Source organism: Streptomyces sp. NPDC058195, from assembly GCF_042883525.1.
Lineage (GTDB): Bacteria > Actinomycetota > Actinomycetes > Streptomycetales > Streptomycetaceae > Streptomyces.
Window position 1 is genome coordinate 218,569 of record NZ_JBHVVM010000006.1, and the last position, 24,149, is coordinate 242,717.

At 73.4% G+C, this 24,149-nt stretch carries 24 protein-coding genes; 16 read left to right on the top strand and 8 right to left on the bottom strand.

What is annotated here, in order from left to right; all coding sequences use genetic code 11:
• The first annotated feature begins 24 nt into the window (after positions 1–24).
• Positions 25–1,083 carry an MsnO8 family LLM class oxidoreductase gene (locus ACFVWY_RS10515; protein ID WP_389869485.1) on the top strand — a complete coding sequence of 353 codons (1,059 nt, stop codon included), beginning with the start codon at positions 25–27 and terminating at the stop codon, positions 1,081–1,083.
• Here the strand turns inward: ACFVWY_RS10515 and ACFVWY_RS10520 are convergent.
• Positions 1,080–1,991 (bottom strand): aminoglycoside phosphotransferase family protein, encoded by a 912-nt coding sequence (locus ACFVWY_RS10520; protein WP_389869486.1) that lies wholly within the window; start codon positions 1,989–1,991, stop codon positions 1,080–1,082. The two genes, ACFVWY_RS10515 and ACFVWY_RS10520, sit on opposite strands and share 4 nt — an antisense overlap.
• Before the next feature lie 81 nt (positions 1,992–2,072).
• Between ACFVWY_RS10520 and ACFVWY_RS10525 the strand changes: the two genes are divergently transcribed.
• The 6 genes from ACFVWY_RS10525 to ACFVWY_RS10550 all read left to right on the top strand — a co-directional run bounded on the left by ACFVWY_RS10525 (position 2,073) and on the right by ACFVWY_RS10550 (position 6,938).
• Positions 2,073–2,582, top strand: a complete 510-nt coding sequence (locus tag ACFVWY_RS10525; protein ID WP_389869489.1) for a DUF664 domain-containing protein — start codon at positions 2,073–2,075, stop codon at positions 2,580–2,582.
• Between the two features lie 64 nt (positions 2,583–2,646).
• Positions 2,647–3,663, top strand: a complete 1,017-nt coding sequence (locus tag ACFVWY_RS10530; RefSeq protein WP_389869490.1) for an aminoglycoside phosphotransferase family protein — start codon at positions 2,647–2,649, stop codon at positions 3,661–3,663.
• A gap of 393 nt (positions 3,664–4,056) precedes the next feature.
• Entirely contained in the window at positions 4,057–4,503 is a 447-nt protein-coding gene (locus tag ACFVWY_RS10535; RefSeq protein ID WP_389869492.1) for a nitroreductase family deazaflavin-dependent oxidoreductase, read from the top strand.
• A gap of 136 nt (positions 4,504–4,639) precedes the next feature.
• The gene (locus ACFVWY_RS10540) at positions 4,640–5,317 is read left to right on the top strand and encodes an ABC transporter permease (RefSeq protein WP_389869494.1); all 678 of its coding nucleotides are present in this window, start codon (positions 4,640–4,642) and stop codon (positions 5,315–5,317) included.
• Positions 5,314–5,991 (top strand): ABC transporter permease, encoded by a 678-nt coding sequence (locus tag ACFVWY_RS10545; protein ID WP_389869496.1) that lies wholly within the window; start codon positions 5,314–5,316, stop codon positions 5,989–5,991. Before ACFVWY_RS10540 ends, ACFVWY_RS10545 begins: the two co-directional genes overlap by 4 nt.
• On the top strand, positions 5,988–6,938 hold the full coding sequence (locus ACFVWY_RS10550) for an ABC transporter substrate-binding protein (RefSeq protein ID WP_389869498.1): 951 nt from the start codon (positions 5,988–5,990) through the stop codon (positions 6,936–6,938). The genes ACFVWY_RS10545 and ACFVWY_RS10550 overlap by 4 nt, the downstream gene beginning before the upstream one ends.
• A gap of 297 nt (positions 6,939–7,235) precedes the next feature.
• Here ACFVWY_RS10550 and ACFVWY_RS10555 read toward each other — a convergent pair whose 3' ends face one another.
• Positions 7,236–8,399, bottom strand: a complete 1,164-nt coding sequence (locus ACFVWY_RS10555; protein WP_389869501.1) for an ABC transporter ATP-binding protein — start codon at positions 8,397–8,399, stop codon at positions 7,236–7,238.
• Positions 8,400–8,505: 106 nt separating this feature from the next.
• Here ACFVWY_RS10555 and ACFVWY_RS10560 point away from each other — a divergent pair, with 106 nt between their 5' ends.
• A complete protein-coding gene (locus ACFVWY_RS10560; protein WP_389869504.1) occupies positions 8,506–9,801 on the top strand; it encodes an alpha/beta fold hydrolase in 1,296 nt (431 codons plus the stop codon).
• A 75-nt stretch (positions 9,802–9,876) separates the two neighbouring features.
• Here the strand turns inward: ACFVWY_RS10560 and ACFVWY_RS10565 are convergent, their stop codons facing one another.
• On the bottom strand, positions 9,877–10,458 hold the full coding sequence (locus ACFVWY_RS10565; protein WP_389869507.1) for a rhodanese-like domain-containing protein: 582 nt from the start codon (positions 10,456–10,458) through the stop codon (positions 9,877–9,879).
• A 99-nt stretch (positions 10,459–10,557) separates the two neighbouring features.
• On the opposite strand from ACFVWY_RS10565, the gene ACFVWY_RS10570 reads away from it, so the two are divergent.
• Positions 10,558–10,836: a metal-sensitive transcriptional regulator gene (locus tag ACFVWY_RS10570; RefSeq protein ID WP_389869510.1), complete on the top strand. Its 279-nt coding sequence runs from the start codon at positions 10,558–10,560 to the stop codon at positions 10,834–10,836.
• 92 nt (positions 10,837–10,928) lie between these two features.
• Here ACFVWY_RS10570 and ACFVWY_RS10575 read toward each other — a convergent pair whose 3' ends face one another.
• Positions 10,929–11,690 (bottom strand): sulfite exporter TauE/SafE family protein, encoded by a 762-nt coding sequence (locus ACFVWY_RS10575; protein ID WP_389869512.1) that lies wholly within the window; start codon positions 11,688–11,690, stop codon positions 10,929–10,931.
• Between the two features lie 527 nt (positions 11,691–12,217).
• Between ACFVWY_RS10575 and ACFVWY_RS10580 the strand changes: the two genes are divergently transcribed.
• Positions 12,218–12,946 carry an SDR family oxidoreductase gene (locus ACFVWY_RS10580; protein ID WP_389869515.1) on the top strand — a complete coding sequence of 243 codons (729 nt, stop codon included), beginning with the start codon at positions 12,218–12,220 and terminating at the stop codon, positions 12,944–12,946.
• Between the two features lie 219 nt (positions 12,947–13,165).
• Here ACFVWY_RS10580 and ACFVWY_RS10585 read toward each other — a convergent pair whose 3' ends face one another.
• Positions 13,166–14,281 carry a methyltransferase domain-containing protein gene (locus tag ACFVWY_RS10585; RefSeq protein ID WP_389869517.1) on the bottom strand — a complete coding sequence of 372 codons (1,116 nt, stop codon included), beginning with the start codon at positions 14,279–14,281 and terminating at the stop codon, positions 13,166–13,168.
• 398 nt (positions 14,282–14,679) lie between these two features.
• Here ACFVWY_RS10585 and ACFVWY_RS10590 point away from each other — a divergent pair, with 398 nt between their 5' ends.
• The 6 genes from ACFVWY_RS10590 to ACFVWY_RS10615 all read left to right on the top strand — a co-directional run bounded on the left by ACFVWY_RS10590 (position 14,680) and on the right by ACFVWY_RS10615 (position 21,236).
• Entirely contained in the window at positions 14,680–15,297 is a 618-nt protein-coding gene (locus ACFVWY_RS10590) for an AraC family transcriptional regulator (RefSeq protein ID WP_389869713.1), read from the top strand.
• A gap of 744 nt (positions 15,298–16,041) precedes the next feature.
• Complete coding sequence (locus ACFVWY_RS10595; protein ID WP_389869519.1) at positions 16,042–17,010, top strand: NADPH:quinone oxidoreductase family protein; 969 nt, start codon at positions 16,042–16,044, stop codon at positions 17,008–17,010.
• Positions 17,007–18,194: an acyl-CoA dehydrogenase family protein gene (locus ACFVWY_RS10600; protein ID WP_389869522.1), complete on the top strand. Its 1,188-nt coding sequence runs from the start codon at positions 17,007–17,009 to the stop codon at positions 18,192–18,194. The genes ACFVWY_RS10595 and ACFVWY_RS10600 overlap by 4 nt, the downstream gene beginning before the upstream one ends.
• Positions 18,191–19,321, top strand: a complete 1,131-nt coding sequence (locus ACFVWY_RS10605) for an acyl-CoA dehydrogenase family protein (RefSeq protein ID WP_389869523.1) — start codon at positions 18,191–18,193, stop codon at positions 19,319–19,321. Before ACFVWY_RS10600 ends, ACFVWY_RS10605 begins: the two co-directional genes overlap by 4 nt.
• 706 nt (positions 19,322–20,027) lie before the next feature.
• A complete protein-coding gene (locus tag ACFVWY_RS10610; protein ID WP_389869526.1) occupies positions 20,028–20,933 on the top strand; it encodes a phosphatidylinositol-specific phospholipase C/glycerophosphodiester phosphodiesterase family protein in 906 nt (301 codons plus the stop codon).
• Positions 20,934–21,044: 111 nt separating this feature from the next.
• Positions 21,045–21,236 (top strand): hypothetical protein, encoded by a 192-nt coding sequence (locus tag ACFVWY_RS10615; RefSeq protein ID WP_376689780.1) that lies wholly within the window; start codon positions 21,045–21,047, stop codon positions 21,234–21,236.
• Between the two features lie 78 nt (positions 21,237–21,314).
• On the opposite strand, the gene ACFVWY_RS10620 is transcribed toward ACFVWY_RS10615, so the two are convergent.
• From ACFVWY_RS10620 to ACFVWY_RS10630, 3 genes are read right to left on the bottom strand one after another with little or no spacing between them, the layout of a single operon-like run.
• Positions 21,315–21,686 (bottom strand): DUF779 domain-containing protein, encoded by a 372-nt coding sequence (locus ACFVWY_RS10620; RefSeq protein ID WP_389869528.1) that lies wholly within the window; start codon positions 21,684–21,686, stop codon positions 21,315–21,317.
• On the bottom strand, positions 21,683–22,396 hold the full coding sequence (locus ACFVWY_RS10625; protein ID WP_389869530.1) for a response regulator: 714 nt from the start codon (positions 22,394–22,396) through the stop codon (positions 21,683–21,685). Before ACFVWY_RS10625 ends, ACFVWY_RS10620 begins: the two co-directional genes overlap by 4 nt.
• The gene (locus ACFVWY_RS10630; protein WP_389869532.1) at positions 22,393–23,991 is read right to left on the bottom strand and encodes an ATP-binding protein; all 1,599 of its coding nucleotides are present in this window, start codon (positions 23,989–23,991) and stop codon (positions 22,393–22,395) included. Before ACFVWY_RS10630 ends, ACFVWY_RS10625 begins: the two co-directional genes overlap by 4 nt.
• Between the last annotated feature and the right edge of the window lie 158 nt (positions 23,992–24,149).

The following is a 24,149-nucleotide window of genomic DNA, read 5'->3' on the forward strand; positions in this document are numbered from 1 at the left end:
GCGCCCCGGGCGTTGCACAACGGTGTGAGCTCCTTGATCGCATCCACCCGGTTCTCCGTGCTCGACCGCTCCCGCGTCCGCGAGGGCCACGACACCCCGGAGGCGCTGCGCGATACGGTGCGCCTGGCCGAGGAGGCCGAGGCGCTCGGGTTCCACCGCTTCTGGGTGTCCGAGCACCACGGTGTCCCGGGCGTCGCCGGGTCGGCGCCGACCGTGCTCGCCGCGGCGGTCGCGGCCGCGACCGGCACCATCCGGGTCGGCACCGGCGGGGTGATGCTGCCCAATCACCAGCCCCTGGTGGTGGCCGAGCAGTTCGGCGTACTGGAGTCGCTGTTTCCCGGCCGGATCGACCTCGGCGTCGGCCGCTCGGTGGGCTTCACCGAAGGCATCCGCCGGGCGCTCGGCCGCGGCAGGCAGGCCGCCGCCGACTTCGCCGGGCAGCTCGACGAACTCCTCGGCTGGCTGGACGGCTCCCAGCGGATCCACCCGCAGGTCCATGCCCTGCCCGCCGAGGGGCTGCGCATCCCTCCGTTCGTGCTCGCGACCGGAGAGGGCGCGGGCATCGCGGCCGCGGCGGGCCTGCCCCTGGTGGCGGGCGACCTGCGGGACCGGGAGAAGCTGTCCGGCACCGTCGAACGCTATCGCCGCGAGTTCCGGCCCTCCGCCTGGGCGGCGCGGCCCTACGTGATCGTGGCGGGCACCGTGGCGCTCGCCGCGAGCACTTCGCAGGCCCGCCGCATCCTGATCCCGGAAGCATGGTCCCTGGCGCACTCACGGACCCACGGGGTCTTCCCGCCGCTGGCCCCCGCCGAGCAGATCGAGGCACGGCCCATGACGGACAAGGAGCGCCACCTCTACGAGCGGGGCCTGCGAGGCCAGCTCCACGGCACGGAGGACGAGGTCGCCGGGCAGCTCGACGCGGTCATCGAACGGACCGGCGCCGACGAAGTGCTCGTCACGACCAGTACGTTCGACCGTGCGGCCCTGGTCGACTCCCTGCGCCGACTGGCCCGGACCGCGCGGCTGACCCCCCGTCCGCGTGGTGCGCGGACCCGGCCGGACGGGCCCCGGGCCGTGTCCTAACGGTTCAACAGGGCCCCGGCGATGGCGGTCTGCGCCGGATCCAGGGCCCTCTTGCCGTCCTCGACGTCCCACAGCGCGTTCTGCAGGATGCGGCCCAGCGTCCAGCCGGTCGCCCGCTGCCGGTCCAGTCCCAGCACCTCGGTCAGCTGGTCGAAGCGGCGGAGCACGGTCCCGGTCACGCCGCCGGTCGCCTCCGCCTCGGCCCAGCGGTTGGACAGGGCGGGCAGCAGCTCGAATCCGGGGTCGCCGGACAGGGGTTCGGGATCGATGACGAGCCAGGGTTCGCGCTCGCCCGCCAGGACGTTGTCGAAATGCAGGTCCCAGTGCAGCAGTCGGTCCCCGGGCTCAGGCAGCAGGTCGGACACCGCCAACGCGCAGGTGCGCAGCAGTTGTTGTTCGGCACGGTCGTGCAGCATGGGCACGGCGCGCGGTGTCCCGTCCACCAGGGCCCCGGCCACCTCGGCCAGCGTGCGGAACCCCGGCGGCGCGGCCACCGCGACCAGCCGGGCCATCAGCTCGGCGAGGATCTGGACGGCGGCCACGTCATCGGCCACCACCGACAACGGCCGTGCCGCGTCCAGCCGTTCGAGCAGCATCGTGCCGCTCTCCGCGTCGTGGTCGAGCAGCCGTACCACCCCGTCGCCGTTCCACACCCGCAGCCCCGCAGCCGCCCCGGCGTTGTCCTCCGTGATCTGCTGGAGCTTGAGCACGGCGGGCGTGCCGTCGGCGCGGGTCACCGGCAGCACCAGCGAGGCCATGCCGTGCGCCGGAGGACCGTCCGGCCGCAGGGCCCAGCGGTCCAGGAACTCCGCGCCCAGTTCAGGCAGCGCGGACAGCCATGCGCGGCCGGACTCACCGCCGTTCACACCATACGAAGCGACGAAGGCGGCAGGAACATCGATGGGCATGCCGTCCACCCTAAGGGGTGTCGTCGCGCGCGAGGCGTGTCGATGGCCCGGGAGCGCCCCGCCGACGGCCAAGGTGAGGGCATGAAGAGCGCTGACCTTGTGACCGACGCGTTCCACCGCGTCCAGGAGACCGTGCACTCGGCGGTCGAGGGCCTGTCCCACGCCGATCTCCACGCCCGTATCGGCGGCGAGGCGAACTCGATCGCCTGGCTCGTATGGCACCTCACCCGGGTCCAGGACGACCATGTCGCCGACGCCGCGGGGATCGAACAGGTGTGGTTCCGGGACGACTGGGTCGGCCGGTTCCGCCTGCCCTTCGCGGGGGAGGCCACCGGCTACGGACAGAGCAGCGCGGACGTCGCCGCGCTGCGCGTGGAATCGGGCGACCTGCTCCTCGGCTACTACGACGCGGTCCACGAACAGACCCTCGACTTCGTGAGCGACCTGGACGGACGGGCCCTGGGCGACATCGTCGACGCGTCGTGGTCGCCGCCGGTCACCCTCGGCGTACGGCTGATCAGCGTCATCGCGGACGACCTCCAGCACGCCGGTCAGGCCGCCTTCGTCCGGGGCGTGCTGGAACGCAGATAGCGCGGGCCGTTCCGGGGCCGGAAAACCGGATGAGGTCCGGGCCGGGCGGTGATGGGATGGCGCGATGCGTATCGATGTGCCGACAGCCGTGGACCGGGGACGATATCCGGAAGCGAGGACGCCCTGGGAGCGGGACGAGTGGCGGGCGGACGCCCTCGGCTGGGCGGAGCGGGCCCTGGCCGCTCACGGGCTGCGGGAGACCGGGGCCCGGAAGGCGCGGCTGCGCCCGTGGTCCGTGCTGGTGCGGCTCTCCGTCGAGGACGGCCGCGCCGTCTGGTTCAAGGCCAACGCGCCCGGCAGCGCCTTCGAGGCGGCACTCACCGAGGCCCTGGCCGGGTGGGTGCCGGGGCGGGTGCTCGCCCCGCTCGCCGTCGACGCGGCCCGGGGCTGGGTACTGCTCCCGGACGGGGGAGCACTCTTCCGGGACGTGCTCGACACGGCCACCGGCAGCGCGGCCGACCCCCGCGCCTGGGAGGAGCCGCTGCGCCAGTACGCCGCGGTGCAGCGCGCACTCACCCCGCACGTCGGCGAGATCGCGGCGCTCGGAGTGCCCGGCGCCCCCGCCGCCGTGCTGCCGGACCTCTTCGACCTGGCCGTCCGGGACAACACCGCGCTGGAGCCCGGCGAGCGCGACACCCTGCGGGCGCTGCGGCCCCGGCTCGCCGGCTGGTGCGAGGAGCTGGCGGCGACGGGCATCGCCGATACGCTCGACCACAGCGATCTCCACGACGGCCAGCTGTTCGCACCGGAGCAGGGCCGCTACACCTTCTTCGACTGGGGCGACGCGCTGATCGGCCACCCCTTCCACAGCTTCCTCATCCCCGCCCGCGCGGCCCGCGAACGCTTCGGCCCCGAGGTCCTGCCCCGGCTGCGGGACGCGTACCTGGAACAGTGGACAGGCGACGGACACACCCGGACCGAACTGCGGCGCGCGCTGAGCCTGGCCTGGCGGCTCGGAGCGATCGGCCGGGCCGGGGCCTGGGGGCGGCTCTTCCCCGGTACGGCCGACGACCTGGGCGGGGCCGGTGACCCGGAAGGCGCGTACTGGCTGCGGGAACTCGCCGCCGAACCGCCGCTGTAGCGCGACCGGGCCCTGCCGGAGCGCCGTCAGGGCCTCTCGGGCGCCGGTCCGCGGGTTCCTTGTCATGGCCGGGGCACCGGACAGACCCGCTCGGGCGGCAGCGGCCGCTGTGCCGGAGCCCGGCGGTCGCCGGTGCGCACACCTGGAACACGACGGCCCTACGGGCGTCGTACCCGGCCCGCACCTGATGCCGGGAGACCAGACGCCTCAGGTATTCCGCCCCGTTGGTCCCACCATGATCAGATTCGTCTCCCTCACGGGAGCCGGGCGCGTACCCGGACCGGGCGGACCGGGCGCCGATTGCGCGCGAGGGTGCGAGAGTTCTCCGTGTGGCAGGACACGCCTGCCGCCACCGGCCGTGTGCCGCGACGACGAGACGAGGGGACATCCTTCATGCCGCTCCAGGGAGAGTACGAGCCGAGCCCCCAGCAGTGGGTCCGCGACCAGGTCGAGCTGTTCGAGGGCTCCGGTGGCACCGAGGGCACCACGATGCGGGACATGCCCGTCATCATCCTCACCACCCGCGGTGCCCGCAGCGGGAAGATCCGCAAGACGCCGCTGATGCGCGTCGAGCACGACGGGACGTACGCCGTCGTCGCCTCCCAGGGAGGCGCTCCCACCCACCCGTTCTGGTACCACAACATCGTGGCCGACCCGCGCGTCGAGCTCCAGGACGGCCCGGAACGCCAGGACATGACCGCCCGCGAGGTCACGGGAGAAGAGAAGGACCTCTGGTGGCGGCGCGCGGTCGAGGCGTTCCCGGACTACGCCGACTACCAGCGCAAGACCGACCGGCAGATCCCGGTCTTCGTCCTCGAACCGGCGGACCAGCCGCACTGACCCCGCCCGTGCCGGGGCCGCGACCGGGCTGACCTCACCCGCACGGCGCACCGCTCGGGCCGGAGCCGCGGACGTCCTGCCCCGGACAGCCGATCAGGACGCGCGCCCGCCCGGCCGGGCGGGCTCCAATGAGCAGGTGACCGCGCCCCCGGACGACTGCCTCGCGCGCAACGAGTGGCTCTGCGGTGCCTACCTCTCCAGCCGTCGCGAGATCCTCCGGGACGCCGTCGTGCAGCACATCGAGCTCACCGCGGTCTCGGTGCTCATCGGCCTCGCCATCGCCGTGCCGCTCGCCCTCGCGGCCCGGCGGTGGCGCTGGGCGGCGGGCCCCGTGCTCGGCGTGACGACCGTCCTCTACACCGTGCCGTCGCTCGCCATGTTCTCGCTGCTGCTGCCGGTCTACGGACTCTCCGCCTCGCTCGTCGTCACCGGACTCGTGCTGTACTCGCTCACCCTGCTCGTCCGCAACCTTCTCGCCGGGCTGCGCGCCGTGCCCGAGGAGACCCGGCAGGCCGCACGCGGCATGGGCTACGGGCCGCTGCGGCTGCTGCTCACCGTGGAACTGCCCCTCGCCCTGCCCGCGGCCATGGCAGGGCTGCGGATCGCGACCGTCTCCGCCGTCTCCCTGGTCACCGTCGGCGCGATCGTCGGCTACGGCGGACTCGGCAACCTCATCTACTCCGGGATGAACACCTACTTCAAGGCCCAGGTGCTCACCGCCTCCGTCCTCTGCGTCGTCATCGCCGTCGCCGCCGACCTGCTGCTCCTGCTCGCGCAGCGGCTGCTGACCCCCTGGACCCGGAGGCGGTCGTGAAGACCCTCGCCGACACCTGGTCCTGGCTCACCACCGCCACGCACTGGTCCGGCGACGACGGCATCACCAACCGCCTGGGCCAGCACCTCTTCCTCACGGTCGTCTGCCTGCTGATCAGCAGCCTCATCGCGCTGCCGACCGCGGTGCTCCTCGGCCACCTCGGCCGGGGTGGCGCACTCGCCGTCAACCTCTCCAACATCGGCCGCGCCGTGCCCACCTTCGCCGTGCTGGTGCTGCTGATCCTCACCCCGATCGGCGGCCACGGCGCCTGGCCGACCATCATCGCGCTGGTCCTCTTCGCCGTACCGCCGCTGCTCACCAACGCCTACGTCGGCATGCGGGAGGTCGACCGCGACGTGGTGCGCGCCGCCCGGGGCATGGGCATGACGGGCAGACAGCTGATGCTGGGCGTCGAACTGCCGCTCGCCCTGCCGCTGATCCTCACCGGCGTACGGATCGCCGCCGTCCAGCTCGTCGCGACCGCCACCCTCGCCGCGCTGGCGGGCGGTGGCGGGCTCGGCCGCATCATCACGGCCGGGTTCAATCTCGCCTCCACCCCCCAGGTGGTCGCCGGGGCGGTGCTTGTCGCCGCCTTCGCGCTGGTCGTGGAAGGGCTCTTCGAGGCGGGCCGGCTGCTCGCCCCCGCCCGGTTCGGTGACCGAGGACCAGGATGAGGGCCCGTAGCGGCGTCCCCGCGCTGCTGGTGCTGTTCTGGGCAGCGGCCTGCGCCACCGGCCCGGCCCTGGAGAACCGGAGCGAGGTCACCGCACCGCCGGGCGACAGCAGACACCTGACCATCGGCTCCGCCGGATTCACCGAGAGCGACCTGCTCGCCCAGTTGTACGCGCTGCTGCTGAACCACGCCGGATACACCACGAAGATCATCTCCGTCACCAACCGGGAGATCTACGAACCGGCGCTGGAGAGCGGCCGGATCGACGTCGTACCGGAGTACGCCGCCACCTTCGCCGACTGGCTGAACGCCAGGAGCAACGGCCCCGACGCCGCCCCGGCCGGCTCACCCGACCTCGGCGCCACCATGAAGGCCCTGCGCGCGCTGGCCGGGCCCCGCGGCCTCACCGTCCTCGACCCCGGGCGCGCCGTCGACCAGAACGCCTTCGCCGTCACCGCCCGCTACGCGGCCCGCCACCACCTCAGGACCCTCACCGACCTGGGCCGCTCCGGGCTGCCGGTACGCCTGGCGGCCGGCGACGAATGCGTACAGCGGCCCTACTGCGCGCCCGGCCTGAAGAAGACGTACGGCATCCGGATCACCGCCGTGGACCCCAAGGGCGTCGGCACCACCCAGGCCAAGCAGGCCGTCCGCAACGGCGAGGACCAGATGGTGCTGACCACCACGACCGACGCCACGCTCGACGGCTTCGGGCTGGTCCTGCTCGCCGACGACCGGCACCTCCAGAACGCCGACCGCATCGTCCCCGTCGTCAACCGGTCCCGGGCGGGCGGCGAGGGCGTCCGTACGGCACTGGGCCGCCTCAACACCGTACTGACCACCGCCGACCTGGCCCGGCTCAACGAGCAGGTCGACAGCTGGCGGCGCCTGCCCGAGGAGGTGGCGCGTACCTACCTGCGCTCCAGGAACCTCGTCCCGGACGGCTGAGCACACCGGCCCCGGAAACCGGTCGGGTGAGACCGGGGAGGAGGGCCTCCCGCACGTGCCGGTCAGCGTTCCTCACCGCCGACCGCCGACCGCCGACCGCCGACCGCCGACCGCCGACCGCCGACCGCCGACCGCCGACCGCCGACCGCCGACCGCCGACCGCCGACCGCCCCGCTCGGAGCCGGGCCTCGCGGCGAGGCCCGGACGCCGTGGCGGCACTCGGGCCCAGGCGGCCGACGGCACGGCGATGGGCGTCGGCGGCGGGCTCGGTCCCGGCCGGGACCGGTTCCACCGCTCTCACGCGTCCGCGACCGAGTCGAACCGCACCTCGTCCCGGGCCACGCCCCGCGCGTCCGCGTCGACCGAACGGCGCAGCGCCTCATGGAGCCGGGCCGGAGTGAGCACGCCGAGGAAACGGGCCCCGTCCAGGACCGCGACCCAGCCCGCGTCGTGCTGGAGCATCTCGCTGAACGCCCGCTTCAGCGGTGCCCCGACCGGTACCCAGGCGTCCATCCGGCGGGCCAGCTCGCCGACCGTGCCGTGCTCCCCGGCGATCCTCAGCGCATCGGCCGCCACCCAGCCGTGCAGCTCGCCCACCCCGTTCAGCACCACCGCCCAACGGGCGCCCGCGTCCCCCAGACGGGCCGCCGCGGCACCGGCGGGCTCGTCCAGCCGGGCTACCGGCGGCTCCTCCAGGTCGTCCGGTTCGATCGCGGTGACCGAGAGCCGCTTCAGCCCCCGGTCGGTGCCCACGAACCGGGCCACGTACGGAGTCGCCGGGGCGCCGAGCACCGCGCCCGGGGTGTCGAACTGCTCGATGCGGCCCGCCCCGTACACCGCGATCCGGTCGCCCATCCGGACCGCCTCCTCGATGTCGTGCGTGACCATGAGGACCGTCTTGCGGACTCTCGACTGGAGGTTCAGGAACTCGTTCTGCAACCGCTCGCGCACCACCGGGTCGACCGCGCCGAACGGCTCGTCCATCAGCAGCACCGGCGGATCGGCGGCCAGCGCCCGTGCCACCCCCACCCGCTGGCGCTGCCCGCCGGAGAGCTGCGCGGGATACCGGGAGCCGTACGTCCCCGGATCGAGGCCCACCAGGTCCAGCAGCTCGGCGGCCCGCTCCCGGGCCCGCGCCCGCTTCCAGCCGACCAGCGAGGGAACGGTCGCGGTGTTGTCGAGGACGGTGCGGTGCGGGAAGAGTCCCACCTGCTGGATGACGTAGCCGATCCGGCGGCGCAACTTCACGGGATCGACGCCCGCGATGTCCTCACCGTCGACGAGAATCCGGCCCGACGTCGGCTCGATCAGCCGGTTCACCATCATCATGGTGGTGGTCTTCCCGCAGCCGGACGGGCCCACCAGGGTGACCAGCTCCCCCTCGGTGACCTCGAAGGACAGGTCGTCGACCGCGCTCGTGCCGTCCGGATACACCTTGCCGACCTGCTCGAACCGGATCATGCCTGCACGGTAGGAGCCACCGGGGAGCCCCGCACACGGGCCGCGACCGTCCGGGTCACGGCCGTGTGCTGAACTGTCCGGAGAACAACTGATTCAGGAGCACCTTGTGAGCAGCTACCGGCAACCCGGCATCGTCTTCACCGACCGCTATTTCACGGTCCCGCTCGACCACAGCGACCCGGGCGGCGAACAGATCGAAGTCTTCGGCAGGGAGGCCGTCGCGAGCGGCCGGACCGGCGAGGAGCTGCCCTGGCTGGTCTACCTGGAGGGCGGCCCCGGCTTCGGCGCCCGGCGCTTCGTCGGCGCGGAGGCCTGGCTCGGCCGGGCCGTACGGGAATTCCGGGTGCTCCTGCTCGACCAGCGCGGCACCGGCCTGTCCACGCCCGCCAACCGTCAGACCCTGCCGCTGCGCGGCGGCCCGCGCGAGCAGGCCGACTACCTCGCCCACTTCCGGTCCGACAGCATCGTGCGCGACTGCGAGCTGATCCGCCCGCAGCTGACCGGCGGCGAGCCGTGGACGGTCCTCGGCCAGTCCTTCGGCGGTTTCTGCGCCGTCCGCTACCTGTCGGCCGCGCCCGAGGGGCTCAAGGCCGTCCTGATCACCGGCGGGCTGCCCTCGCTCGACGCCCACGCCGACGATGTCTACCGCGCCGCTTACCCCCGGATCGAGCGCAAGGTCGCCGCCCACTACGCCCGCTACCCGCAGGACGTCGAGCGCGTCCGGAAGATCGCCGCCCACCTGCTGGAACGCCCCGCCGAGAGCGCCGGGCACCAGCTGACGGCCGCGTCGGTCCAGTCCCTCGGCATCATGCTGGGCGGCGGCAGCGGCAGCCACCAGCTGCACTACCTGCTGGAGAACGCCTTCGTCCGCACCCCGCGGGGCACCGAACTCTCCGACACCTTCCAGGAGGCTGTGCGGACCGCCACCTCCTTCGCCGGACATCCGCTCTACGCGCTGATGCACGAGGCGATCTACGGACAGGACGCACGGCCCACCGCCTGGTCCGCCGAGCGGGTCCGCACCGAGTTCCCGCAGTTCGACGCCGCCACGGCGCTCAAGGGTGACGGCCCGGTGCTGTTCACCGGGGAGAGCATCCACCCCTGGCACTTCGAGGTGGACCCGGCGCTGCGCCCGCTGCGCGAGACCGCCGAACTGCTCGCCGCCCGCACCGACTGGGCCCCGCTGTACGACGTCGAGCGCCTGGCGGCCAACGAGGTGCCGGTCGCGGCGGCGGTCTACCACGACGACATGTACGTCGACACGGCCCATGCGCTGCGCACGGCCGCCTCGATCCGGGGCCTGCGCACCTGGGTCACCAACGAGTACGAGCACGACGGGGTGCGGGCGGGCGGTCCGAAGGTCCTGGACCGGCTGCTCGCCCTGGTCCGCGACGAGGTCTGAGCGGGTCCGCGACAGACCAGGAGCCGGTCGCACCGTGATGTTCGCGGCACGACCGGCTCCTCGTCGGCGGGCGGGTCAGGCGTGACGGTTCTGCAGGATGTGCAGCGTGTCGTCGAAGCCGGTGGCCGAGCGCGGCGCCCGGTTGTACGGGAGCTTCGACAGGGCGGCGGCCATGCCACAGGTGTTGGACACGGCCGAGAACACCAGGCCGGAGCCGACACCGGCCGAGACCCAGCGCGCCGCGGGGAAGCGCAGCCCCGCGAGCAGACCAGCCACCACGAGCGAGCCGGCGGCGAGCCGGACCTGGCGCTCCATCGGCCAGGTGGTGCGCGCCCCGGCCGGATGCTCGATCGCGTGGCCCTCGGCCTCCCAGGCGGAGGTGCCGCCGGTGAGCGTCATGGTGTCGATGTCGGCGGCGGCGAGGACGTCGCAGGCGCGGGTGGAGCGGACGCCGGAGGCGCACACCATGAGCAGCGAGCCGCGGGCGGCGGCGGACTTCAGCGCGGGCACGGCCTCGGTGAGCCGGTCGAGCGGGATGTTCAGCGCACCGGGGACGTGCCCCGAGGCGTACTCGCCGGGGGCGCGCACGTCGATCACGGTGAACTCCGCGAGACGGGCCGCGGCCTGGGCGGGGGAGAGGGAGACGGTGCTGGTCACGAGCAGTGATTCCTTTCGTTCACCGGGAGAGGAGGGAGGCGGTCCCTCCTTCCCCGGTCAGGTTAGAATACCCCTTGGGGTATTGAGGAGGAGGATCTTGTGGAACTCGACATGGCGGCCGACGAACTGAAGTCGGTCCTCAATCGCCTTCGCCGCGCGCAGGGCCAGCTCAACGGGATCATCAAGATGGTCGAGGAGGGCCGGGACTGCGAGGACGTGATCACGCAGATGGCGGCCGTCTCCCGGGCGCTGGACCGGGCCGGATTCGCGATCATCGCGACGGGGCTTCAGCACTGCATGGCCGATGGCGGTCAGGAGCCCGCTGACCGCGACCAGATGCGGGCGCGGCTGGAGAAGCTCTTCCTCTCGCTGGCCTGAGCCGCGGAGGAGGCGGTGGGATGGGACGCGGCTCACGCTGCCGCGTCCCGTCCCGCCGCCTCTTCCCATGAGCGCCCCTGGGGCGGTGTGTCTCACACCACCGCGTCGACGAGCATGAAGGCGGCCACGGCCAGCAGCACCACGCCGAAGATCCGTTGCAGAGCGGCCGTGGACACCTTCGCGGCCAGCCGTTTGCCGTCCCAGGCGCCGAGTACCGCCGCCGCCGTGAACGGGGCGATCGTCGCCCAGTCCAGCACGGTGGGCGTGGTGAGCCGGGTGGCCAGCGCGGCTGCGGAGTTCACGATGATGACCAGCAGGCTGGTGCCGACCGCCGAGGTCATCGGCACGGCGACGACCGTGACCAGCGCGGGTACCACCAAGAACCCGCCGCCCACCCCGAGGAAGCCGGTCACCGTGCCCAGTCCCGCTCCGGTCCGGGCCACCCGCGCGGTGGACGCGGGCCGCGCCCCGTCCTCGTCCGGCGCGGACGCCCCGGCGCGCGGGCGGATCATCCGGACCCCGGCGACCACCGCGAGCGCGGCGAAGCCCGCGGTCAGCACGCCGGAGGGGATGTGGGCCGACAGGGCCCCCGCGACCGCCGCCGGGACCAGCCCGGCAGCCGCGAAGAGCCCGCCGGTACGCCAGCGGACATGCCCCTCACGGGCGTGGGCGACCAGCCCGGTGACCGAGGTCGCGATGACGATGAGCAGCGCGGCGGTGGTGGCCGCGGCCGGGGTGAAACCGAGCAGGTAGATCAGTGCGGGGACGGCGAGCACGCTGCCGCCGCCGCCCAGTCCGCCGAGCGCGAGCCCGACCACGGCACCGGCGATCAGCGCCACGATCAGCGCGGTCATATGCGGTCACCGCTCGCGGCCGGGGCGGTGGAGCCCCGCTCTCCGCGCAGTGGGGCCGATGCCCCGGGGGTGTCGACGAAGAACACGACACGGCTCCTTCTGTAAAGCTTTACCCCAGGGGGTATTACGCGACCCAGGCTAACACCAATACCCCCAGGGGTATTTTCCCCAAGGGTGTCGGGTGGGGTACCAGCGGGGCCGGGACCGTGCGCGTGCGGACGGTCCGGAGCGCGAGGGTCTGGTCGTACGCACGGCGGTCGCGGGGGACCGGCGGGTGCGGGCGGTGGAGGTCACCCCCAGGTCCCGGAGCTCTTCGACGCCGCCCACGCGGTCGCGCGCCGGCCGGGTACGAGGGCCTCGCCGCAGGTGGCGCCCGCACGGGCCGGGCACGCCCCTGGGCAGAACGGTCACGTTCGCCGACGGCCTGTGACGGCCTTCCTTCCCCGGCGACCGGGGGCGTTTCTTGCCCCTCCCACGTAACCGTTCCTCTGCCATATTCGCCGTATGGCCCTCATGAAAGGCATGTCATGAAGATCGCGGTCATCGGTGGCACCGGACTGATCGGGTCGCAGGTCGTCAGGAATCTGAACGCCGCCGGACACGAGGCGGTGCCGCACTCGAAGTCCACCGGGGTCGACGTCATCAGCGGCCGGGGGCTGGAGGAGGCGGTGGCGGGAGCCGACGTCGTCGTCAACCTGACGAACTCACCGACCTTCGACGACGCCTCCCCGGCTTTCTTCCAGACCTCCATGGACAACCTTCTCGCCGCGGCCCGCAAGGGTCACGTCGGCCACGTCGTCATCCTCTCGATCGTCGGCACGGACCAGGTACCGGAGCTGGACTACTACCGTGCCAAGGCCCTCCAGGAAAGACTCCTCGCCGCCGGGGCGATCCCCTACTCGATCGTCCGGGCGACGCAGTTCATGGAGTTCATCGACGCCGTCCTGTCCTGGACCGCCGACGCCGACACCGTCCGGCTGCCCGCCACACCGATCCAGCCGATCGCCTCCAAGGACGTGGCCGCCGCGGTGGCGGAGGTCGCCGCGGGAGCCCCGCTCAACGGCATCCGCGCCATCGCGGGCCCCGACATCCTTCCCCTGGACGAGCTGGGCCGGATCACCCTGGCCCACAAGGGCGACCACCGCACCGTCGTCACCGACCCCACCGCCGGCATGTTCGCCGCCGTCAAGGGCGGTGTCCTCACCGACAACGACGCCCACCTCGCCGCCACCCGCTACGCCGACTGGCTCTCCTGACCTCCCGGCTTCCTGGCGTGAGCGTGACTTCATGCCCCTGAGCAGCGATGTCTCGCGCGCGGCGACCCGGGCGCTGACCCGGGCGCGGCCGGGCTCGGGGCGGAGGACGGGCGGGGCGGAGGACGGGCGGGGCGGCCCCTGGGGCACCGCGGCCCTCAGGAGGAACGTGCGCCGTTGTCCTGGCGGCCGCCGGGGCGAGGGCCGCCACCGGCGGTCCACTCAGGCGATGAGCAGGCGCAGGCCGAGATCTGCCGCGTCGAGGTGAGCGAGGTCGCCGTTGCGCTCGGCCCACCGGCCGGAGGCGAGGTCGTCACCGAGGCTGCGTACCGCTCGCCGCTCGGCCTCCGGCCCGACCCGCGTCCACACGGACGCCGCGCGGCGCACGCGATCCTCCAGATACGCGCCCGGTCGGCGCCAGTACGCCTCGAACAGGCCGTCGGCGCAGTCCCACGGGACGGGCACCGGCTCGGTGCGGGCGCCGATCGCGTCGGCCATCCCGGCGAGCGAGGGAAATTCCGCGAGGACGGCGGCGAACTCCGGCAGGTAGTCGCGCGTGAGCCAGAACCGGTCCTGCCATCCGGGCTCGTCGGTGTCGAAGGTGAGCACCACCACGCGGCGGGCCACGCGCCGCATCTCGCGCAGCCCCGCTATCGGGTCCGCCCAGTGGTGAACGGTGGAGACGGCCATCGCGGCATCGAAGGAGCGGTCCTCGAACGGCAGGCTCTCCGCGGCGGCGGCCACGCACGGCGCCGAGCCGGCCGGGCGCTGCCCCCGCATCACCGCGGACGGCTCCACCGCGGTCACGTCACGGCCAGCAGGCTCGTAGGAGCCGGTGCCCGCCCCGACGTTCAGCACCGTCCGCGCGTCCCCGAGCGCGTCCAGGATCTGCGCGGCGATCCTCGGCTCGGTGCGCCGAGTCGCCGTGTAGGCGCCTCCGATCGCGTCGTACAGCCGTGCACCGAGCATCTCCAGCTGCTCCTCCGGTGTCACCCTCAGTCCCTTCGCCCGTGCCTCGAGTTCCCTGTCGATGGCCGTCACCATGGCGTCAGCGCGGTCACGCCGCTCCAGCAGCAGGCCGCGCAGCCGGTGCAGGTGCGCGAGCGCGCCGGTGGACGAGTCGCCCACCAGTTCCGCGACCTCCCGTAGTCCGAAGCCCAGCCGCCGGTAGGCCAGCACCTCCCTGAGCCGCTCCACGTCGTCCGCCGAGTAGGCCCGGTATCCGGCCGGGGTCCGCGCCGAGGGACGTACGAGCCCGATCGCGTCATAGTGATGCAGCGTGCGGACGCTCACGCCGCCCAGCCCGGCCACGCGTCCGACGGTCCAGTGATCCTCCACGGCACCGACTATGCAGCCTGACGTCACGTGAGGGTCAAGGGCCGCCCCACGGCAGCGGGAGCCGAAGGGGGAGGCCACGGCCGCATGCCGCGTGACTGCCGAGTACGGTCCTTTCGCCGGGCAGGGCCGTAAACGGTCCGCAGGGACCGTCCGGGAACGCGCTGGAGCCTCACACCGCACGTCCGGGTGACGGCGACGTCGTCCCCACGCCACCTCTGCCCGCGACGCGCGGCGCAGCTCGACGGGACGTCGCAGCACCGCTGCGTGAGCGCGGGCCGCTCGCTCACGGCGGCCGTGCGGGAACGACGGCGGGCGAGCCGCCCATCGCTGGCCGGTGCTTCGGCCTGCGGCGCTATGCTGCCGATTCCGCAATCCGCGCCGTCCAGGGAGAAGTTGTGGTGCAGGTAGCTGTGGTCACCTTTGACGGATTCAACGAGCTGGACAGCTTCATCGCCTCCGCGCTGATCAATCGGTGCCGCGGGAACGGTCTGGAGGCCTTCATCACGACGCCGACGCCCGTGGTCACATCGATGAACGGCGTGCAGGTGACCGGGCAGCGGCCCATGGGGTTCGTGTCCGAGGCCGATGTCGTGCTGATCGGCAGCGGGGTGAAGACGCGCGACGTGGTCGCTGAGGGCCGGCTGCTCTCCATGCTGCCGCTCGACCCGACGCGCCAGCTGATCGGTTCGCAGTGCTCCGGTGCGCTGGTCCTGGCGCACCTCGGGCTGCTGGACTCCACGCCCGCCTGCACGGATACGGTGAGCCGGCCGTTCGTCGAGGCGTGCGGTGTCACCGTGCTGGACGCGCCGTTCCACGCGCGGGGGAACGTCGCCACCGCGGGTGGCTGTCTGGCGTCCCAGTACCTCGCCACCTGGGTGATCACCCGCACGCTCGGTGAGGACGCCGCGCGCGGCGTCCTCGACTACGTGGCCCCGGTCGGTGAGAAGCCGCAGACCGCCGAACGCGCGGTGCGTGCCGTCCGGACGGGTGAAGTCGGGCTGCGGGCCGCCCGATGACCGAGCGCCCCACGGCCGAGGACTGCTGAAGCCGCTCCGCACGCGTCGGGCGGTCACCCGTGACCGACTCGGGCTGCGACCGGTTCGGCTCGTCCGCGCTGTCCGCGCTGTCCGCGCTGTCCGCGCTGTCCGCGCTGTCCGCGCTGTCCGCGCTGTCCGCGGTGTCCGCGCTGTCCGCGGTGTCCGCGGTGTCCGGGGTGTCCGCGCTGTCCGCGGTGTCCGCGCTGTCCGCGCTGTCCGCGCCGGACAGGTACATCAGGGCGCGCACTCGGAGCGTGGCAGCCCGGCCTACCGCACGGTATCGGTGTCGACCGCACGGCGCGGTGCGGCCGGTCCGTCGAGCACTGGTCGGCGCGGACATCACGCTCCTCCTCCAGAAGCCGTGCGGGCGGGCCGCCGTCCCGTTTTCGGAGCGGGTGACTCGCCTGGGACGGGACTGCCGCCCTTCCGGCGTCTGCTCGCGGGAACGTGGCCTCGCGGAGAGCGGTCAGGTGGTCCGCGCCCTCGCGGCACGTTCGACGGTCCGTGCCCCGGGTGGGCGCGGCGGGGGAGTCCGCCGACGCGGTGCGGACCGGCTGCGTGCCGGGGCAGGGGCTCCGCAGGCCGCCGAGACGGTGGTGACGGGCCGGGGCCGCCCCCGCGCATCGCGAGTGTCGCGCGCGGCGGGTTGTTCCCAGACAGGCAAGCGACCGCTTAGTATGCGCCGGAGCAGTGGTAGTGCCGACAGTGTTGTGGAGGCTCCTGATGCAGACATGGCGAGTGCACCGGAACGGCGAACCGAGCGAGGTGATGCGGCTGGAGGAGACCGGCAGGCCCGTGCCCGGCGAGGGGCAGGTGCTTATCGAGGTGCTCGCCGCGAACATCAACTTCCCGGACGCGCTGCTCTGCCGGGGCCAGTACCAGGTACGGCCGCCGCTGCCCTTTACCCCCGGCGTGGAGATCTGCGGCCGGACGGCGGACGGGCGGCGGGTGCTCGCCGCCCCGTCCTTGCCGCACGGCGGTTTCGCCGAGTACGCCGTCGCCGACGAGGCGGCCCTGCTGCCCGCCCCGGACACCCTGGACGACGCCGAGGCGGCCGCCCTGCACATCGGCTACCAGACCGGCTGGTTCGGCCTGCACCGCAGGGCCCGTCTGAGGGCCGGTGAGACCCTGCTGGTGCACGCGGCGGCCGGAGGCGTCGGCAGCGCCGCCGTTCAGCTCGGCAAGGCAGCGGGTGCCACCGTCATCGGAGTCGTCGCAGGCCCGGAGAAGGCGAAGGCCGCCGCGCGGCTCGGCTGCGACCTGGTCATCGACCGGCACACCCAGGACATCGTCGCCGTCGTCAAGGAGGCCACCGGGGGACGCGGCGCCGACGTGGTGTACGACCCGGTCGGCGGTGACGCCTACGCCAAGTCCGTCAAGTGCGTCGCCTTCGAGGGCCGGGTGATCGTCGTCGGCTTCGCGAGCGGCGCCGTCCCGGCCCCGGCGCTGAACCACGCCCTCGTCAAGAACTACTCGATCCTCGGACTCCACTGGGGCCTCTACCGCACCAAGGATCCGGCCGCCGTCCGCGCGTGTCACGACGCACTCACCCGGCTCGCCGCCGAAGGGGCCATCGCCCCGCTGGTCAGCGAACGAGTCGGGCTCGCCGGGGCGGCCGACGCCGTCCAGCGCGTCGCCGACGGCGCCAGCACCGGCCGGATCACCGTCCTTCCCCGGGGAGCCGCCCGATGACCGCACCCGACGCGGCGGAACTCCGCCGCCGCACCCAGGAGTTGCTCGCCGAGTACCCCCCGGCCACCACGGAGCGCACCGCCTTTCTCCGGGCGCGCTTCGACGCGGGACTGGCCTGGGTGCACTATCCGGCCGGACTCGGCGGCCTCGACGCGCCCCGTTCCCTGCAGAGCGTGGTCGACGCCGCACTCGCCGCCGCGGACGCCCCCGACAACGACCCGCGCCGGATCGGCATCGGCCTCGGCATGGCCGCCCCGACCCTCCTCGGCTTCGGCACCGACGAGCAGAAGCGGCGATTCCTGCGCCCGCTCTGGACCGGAGAGGAGGTCTGGTGCCAGCTCTTCAGCGAACCCGGCGCCGGTTCCGACCTCGCCGCGCTCGCCACTCGTGCGGTCCGCGACGGAGAGGACTGGGTGGTCGACGGACAGAAGGTCTGGACATCCAGTGCCCACCTGGCACGCTGGGCGATCCTGATCGCCCGTACTGACCCCGACGTGCCCAAGCACCGAGGGATCAGCTACTTCATCTGCGACATGACCGACCCCGGTGTCGAGGTCCGGCCGCTGCGCCAGATCACCGGAGAGGCCGAGTTCAACGAGGTCTTCCTCACCGGCGTACGCATCCCCGACCGCCACCGGCTCGGCCCGGTCGGTGAGGGCTGGAAGGTCGCGCAGACCACGCTGATGAACGAGCGCGTCTCCATCGGCGGAGCCCGCGTCCCGCGCGAGGGCGGCATGATCGGCCCCGTCGCCCGGACCTGGCGCGAACGCCCCGAACTGCGCACCCACGACCTCCACCAACGGCTGATGACCCTCTGGGTCGAGGCAGAGGTGGCCCGGCTCACCGCCACCCGCCTGCGCCAGCAGCTCGTCGCCGGACAGCCCGGCCCGGAAGGCTCCGGGATGAAGCTCGCCTTCGCCCGGCTCAATCAGGAGATCAGCGGACTGGAGGTCGAACTCCTGGGCCAGGAAGGTCTGCTGTACGACGAATGGACCATGCGCAGGCCCGAACTCGTCGACTTCACCGGACGGGACGCCGGCTACCGCTACCTCCGCTCCAAGGGCAACTCCATCGAGGGCGGCACCAGCGAGGTGCTGCTCAACATCGTCGCCGAGCGCGTGCTCGGCCTGCCCGCCGAGCCGCGCACCGACAAGGACGTCGCCTGGAAGGACCTGGCCCGATGACCGCACCGATCGAAGAGACCGACGTGCCGGACCTGCTGTACTCGGAGGCGGAGGAGGACCTGCGGGCAGCGGTGCGCGCCCTCCTCACCGACCGGAGCGACGTCCCGGCGCTGCTCGCCCGTGCCGAGTCCGGCACCCCGTACGACCCGGAACTCTGGCAGGCCCTGGCGGGCGGCATCGGCGGAGCGGGGCTGCTGGTCCCGGAGCGGCTGGGCGGCCAGGGAGCGAGCCACCGCGAGGCCGCGGTGGTGCTGGAGGAGCTGGGCCGCGGGGTGACCCCGGCCCCGTATCTGACCGGTGCGGTCGTCGCCGTGCAGACGCTGCTCGCGCTCGGGGAGCCCGCCGGGCCGGTCGCCGCGCTGCTCGGCGAGATCGCCGAGGGGCGCCGGGTCGCGGTGCTCGCGGTGCCGTTCGCCGCCGCCACGCCCGACGCGATCCGGCCCGCGGCGGTGGTGGCGGGCCGGGTGGAAGGAAGCGTGAGCGGTGTCGCGGACGCGGTGGCCGCCGACGTGCTGCTGATGCCGACGACGGACGGTCTGTACGCGGTCGAGGCGGACGCCGAAGGGGTCGCCGTGGCCCCGCTGGTGTCGCTCGACCTGACCCGCCCGCTCGCCACGGTCACCCTCACCGGAGCCGCGGGAACCCGGCTGGCCGACGGCGCGGCCGCGGTCGGCGCCGTACGCCGGGGACTGCTGGCGGGCGCCGGACTGCTCGCCTCCGAGCAGCTCGGCGTCGCCGAGTGGTGCCTGGCCGAGACGGTCCGCCACACCCGTGAACGCCACCAGTTCAACCGGCCGGTGGGCTCCTTCCAGGCGCTCAAGCACCGCATGGCGCAGCTCTGGCTCGAAGTCGTGTCGGCCCGCGCCGCCGCGCGGAACGCCGCCGACGCCCTCGCCACCGACAGCCCCGAGGCCCCGCTCGCGGTGGCCGTCGCGCAGGCGTACTGCTCCGGGGTCGCCGTGCACGCCGCGCAGGAGTGCGTCCAGCTGCACGGCGGCATCGGGATGACCTGGGAGCACCCGGCTCATCTGTACCTGAAGCGGGCCAAGGCCGACTCGATCGCGTACGGCACCGCCGGACGCCACCGCGAGACGGTCGCCGCACTGGTGGAGCTGCCCGCGCCGTAGCGCCGTAGCGCCGGAGAGCCGGAGAGCCGGAGAGCCGGAGAGCCGGAGAGCCGGAGGCGGCCGGGGGAGCGGGGCGGCGTACGCGCACCCGTTCCCCCGGCTCCGGACCGAGGTTCACCGCGGTCCACGAGCCCGAGCGGACAAGCCCGTGCCCCCGACGGGGCCAGGACCTCCGGGGAACGGCATGGCCGTCCGGGCCAGCCGCGTCGCCGGGCTGGCTCCTTCGACCGGAGCCGCGACGCGGCCGCCCACGCCGAATCTCCGTTCTCCCAGGCCCTCTTCGGCCCGTCCGGAAGCGCCGTGGACGGCATGCCCGGCACCGTCGCTCCCGGTGTCAGCGTGACCCGCGCCGACGGCGCCGCGGCGAGCGGCCGCGGCGGCATCGTCGGTCGGCAGCGGGCACGAGGACGGCACTGCCCACGAGGACGGCACTGCCCACGAGGACGGCACTGGCCACGAGGACGGCATCGGCCATTCCTCGTCCGGATCGCTCACCGGCACCGACGGAACTCCGCCCGGCGTCCGTCCCGGTAGCGCCGCCGGTCAGCGCTCGGCCCTTTTGCCCCTTCCGGCCCGCACGGGCGAACGGGTGCCGACAGGCGGACGGCGAATGAGTCAACTCTTGTGCGCCATATGCCGGTTGGGACGCTCACCGGCGCATACTCGGTCGCGTCCGCCCGTCCGCCACTCGCTCCCGGGAGAATCCATGGCGCCCCCGACCCGCCGAAGCGTCGTCACCGCCGCGCTCGTCACCGCGGCCGCAGGCAGCTTCCTGCCCCCGAGGACGGCCGCCGCGTCCCGCCCGGCACCACGCCCACGCCCCCGCCCCCAGGTGCTGCGCAGGGCCCACGCGCACAACGACTACCTGCACCCGCGCCCGCTGTACGACGCGCTCGACCAGGGCTTCACCAGTGTCGAGGCGGACATCTTCCTGGTGGACGGAGAACTGCTCGTCGCCCATGAGGCCACCGGGACCGACCCGGCCCGCACCCTCGCCTCGCTCTACCTCGACCCGCTGCGGGCCAGGGTCCGGGCCCATCACGGCACGGTCCACCCCGGCCACCACGACCCCGTACAACTGCTGATCGACATCAAGACCGACGGTGCCGCGGCCTACCGCGCACTGGACCGGCAACTCCGGCGCTACCGGACCATGCTGACGTCGTACCACCAGGGCCGGGTACGGCCCGGCGCCGTCACTCCCGTCATCTCCGGCGATCGCGCCGCCCGCATCCCGATGGAGGCCCAGCGCACGCGCTACGCCTTCTACGACGGGCGGCCCGAGGACCTCGGCGCCCCGGCTCCTGCCTCCTTCGCCCCGCTGATCAGCGCGAGCTGGAGCGACGCGTTCGACTGGCGGGGCACCGGGCCCATCCCCGCCGAGGAGCGGCAAAGACTGCGTGCCATGGTCGCCCAGGCCCACCGGGAAGGCCGCCGCGTCCGCTTCTGGGCCACCCCCGACGCCTCCGTACCGGAGCGGGAAGCGGTCTGGACAGAGCTGCTGGCCGCCGGGGTCGACCACCTCAACACCGATGACCTCGCGGGTCTCGCACGCTTCCTGCGGGCCCACGACCGCGGAGCCCGGCCCGGAGATGCCCTCCCCTGGGCGTAGCGGACGGTCACCCACCCGGATGGCGGACACGCCGGGTCACCGAACGGCCTCTCCCCTGCGCCAGACTGGCGGCCGAATGCCGCCTACCGGGCGCGGCGGAGGAGGTTGGCCATGGCCATTTCGATCTCACTGGTGGTGCTACTCCTGATCCTGGCGGTGGTCTTCCTCCGCAACGGGCTGAAGCTCTCGCACGCACTGGTCTGCGCGCTCCTCGGCTTCTTCCTCGCGGGCTCCAGCATGGGACCGACCATCCAGGACAGCCTGGCCGCCACGGCCGACGTCGTCGGCAGTCTCAGGCCCTGACCCGGCGCGGGGGGCGGCCACCCCCCCGCCCCCCCCCCCGCCCCCGCCCCCCCCCCCCCCCCCCCCCCCACGCCCGTATCAGCCCCCGTCCCCTCCGGCCAGCCGGGAACGGATGAGGAAGCGCACCCCCTCCGGGGCCTCCAGCGAGAAACCGCTGCCCCGCCCCGCCACCACGTCGACGATCAGCCGGGTGTGCGACCACAGCTCGAACTGGCTCCGCGACATCCAGAACGGGATGCGCTCCGCCACCCCCGCCACGTCGAGCGACGCCACCAGCACGTCGGAGCCGCCGGTACGGAATTCGCCGTCCTGGTAGCACATGGGCGCGCTGCCGTCGCAGCAGCCGCCGGACTGATGGAACATCAACGGCCCGTGCACCGCCCGCAGCCGCCGAAGCAGCTCCTCGGCGGCCGGGGTGAGTTCCACCGGCGCCGCCTGCGCCGGGCTCATCGCAGCGGCTCCGCACGCAGATCCGCCCAGGCGTAGCGGTGCTCGGGACGGCCGGTATCGCCGTACCTGAGGCTGAGCCGGATCCGGCCCGCCCCCTCCAGATACTTGAGGTAACGCTGCGCCGTGGAGCGGCTGAGCCCCGCGCGGGCGGCGACCTCGTGCGCGGACAGCGGCCCCTCGGCCGCCGACAGCACATGGCGGATGACATCGGCGGTGGGTGCCGAATGCCCCTTGGGCAGCCCGGCCGACGGACCGGACCGCGCGGTGCGCAGGGCCCCGAAGATCTGGTCGACCTGCTCCTGCCCGGCCTCGCCCCGGGCGCCGCCCACCCCTTCGAGGGTCCGGCGCAGCGCCGCGTAGCTCTCCAGCTTGGACCGCAGTCCGCCGAAGCTGAACGGCTTCACCAGGTACTGCAGGGCGCCGTACCGCATCGCGGTCCGTACGGTCGCCACGTCGCGGGCGGCGGTCACCATGATCACGTCGGCCGGGTGGCCGAGCTGACGCAACCGCCGCACCAGTGTCAGCCCCGTCTCGTCCGGCAGATAGTGATCGAGCAGGACCAGATCGACACGGTCGCGCTCCAGGAAGGCCAGGGCCTGCGCGGCGGTGTGCGCACGGGAGATCACCCGGAAGCCGGGCACCTTCGCCACGTACGCGGCATTGATCTCGGCGACCCGGAAGTCGTCGTCCACCACCAGGACATCGATCATCGCGACTCTCCCACTTCTGTCCGGGGCCGGACGGTGAGTGCCTCGGGCAGGACGACGGTGAAGACCGCTCCGCCGCCCGCACGTGCCGTGACACGGGCCGCGCCACCGTAGCGCTCGGCCAGCCGGCGCACCAGTGCCAGCCCCAGGCCGCGGCCACGGTGCGCGGGGGACTCCTTGGTGGACCAGCCCTCGGTGAAGATCTGCTCGCGTATCGCGGGCGGCACCCCCGGACCGTTGTCGCTGACCCGCAGGACCGCCGTGCTCCCCTCGGCCAGCAGCTCCACCTCGACGAGCGTGGCGACGTCCAGCGCGTTGTCGATGAGGTTGCCGAGCACCGTCACCAGGTCCCGCGGGTCCACGACCGCGTCCGGGAGCAGTGTGTCCGGCGAGATGTCCAGCGAGGCGCCCCGCTCCGCCGCCACCGCCGACTTGCCCACCAGCAGCGCCGACAGCAGGGGGTCGTTGACCCGCTCGGCGACCTGCTCCGCCGACGCGCGGTGCCCGCTGGTCACTTCCTCCACGAACTCCCTCGCGGCATCGTGCCTGCCGAGATCCAGCAGGCCCAGCAGGGTGTGCAGCCGGTTGGCGTGCTCGTGGTCCTGGGCCCGCAGCGCGTCCAGCAGGCCGTGCGTGGAGTCCAGCTCCCGCCTCAGCAGCTCCAGCTCCGTACGGTCGCGCAGGGTGACCACCGCACCGCCGTCGCCCGTGGGCATGCGATTGGCGATCAGCACCCGCCCCCGGCCCACCGTGATCAGGTTGTCGCCGCCGACCCGGCCCGCCAGCACCTCGGTCATGCGGCCCGGCGGCATCACCTCGCCCAGCGGACGGCCCACGGCACCGCGGTCCAGCTCCAGCAGCCGCTGCGCCTCGTCGTTGAGCAGCCGGATCCTGCCCCGCGTGTCGAGGGCGAGCACCGCCTCACGGATGCTGTGCAGCATCGCCTCGCGCTCGTCCAGCAGTGCCGAGATGTCGGCGAAGGCGATCCCGTGCGTGCTGCGCTGGAGCCGTCGCGAGACGAACAGCGCGGCCAGGACGCCCACGGCGAGCGCTGTCCCGGAGTAGAGCAGCAGCCCCGGAATCGTGCCCAGCAGCCGGTCGTGGACGCTGTCGTAGGCGAGGCCCACCGACACGGCGCCCACGATCCCGCCCCGCTCGTCGCGGAGCGGGACCTTCGCCCGTGCCGACCTGCCCAGGGTGCCGTCGTCGATCTGCATGATCTCCCGGCCGCCCAGCGCCGTACTGGGGTCGGTCGAGACATGCCTGCCGATCTGGACTGTGTCGGTGTGCGACCAGCGCACCCCGCGGGTGTCCATGACGACGATGTACAGCGCTCCGGTGGCCCGCCGGATGCGCTCGGCCTCGGCCTGAACCGGTCCGCCGGGCGTGGGGCCGGTGGTGCGCAGATCGCGGACCAGTCCGGGTTCGGCCGCCGTGGTCTGGGCGATGGACAGCGCCTGGTGCATCGCCTGGTTGTCGAGCTGACGGCTGAGCGGGCCGAGGAAGAGTCCCGTGATGAGCATGATCACCCCGGTGGTGATGGCCACCTGAGTGAGGAGCACCTGGGCGAAGACGCGGCGGGGCCAGTGAACGCGCATCTGCTGTCCCCCCGCCTTCCGCCGGTGTGGACCACGTTGCTCCGTTTCGTCCTCGTGTGATCGCAACGTAAACGCCGAGATCGCCGATGGCCAGTCCCCGCGGCGCATTCGCCGTCCTGCCGCGAGCAGAACGAGCAGAACCCCGGGTTATGGGCAGA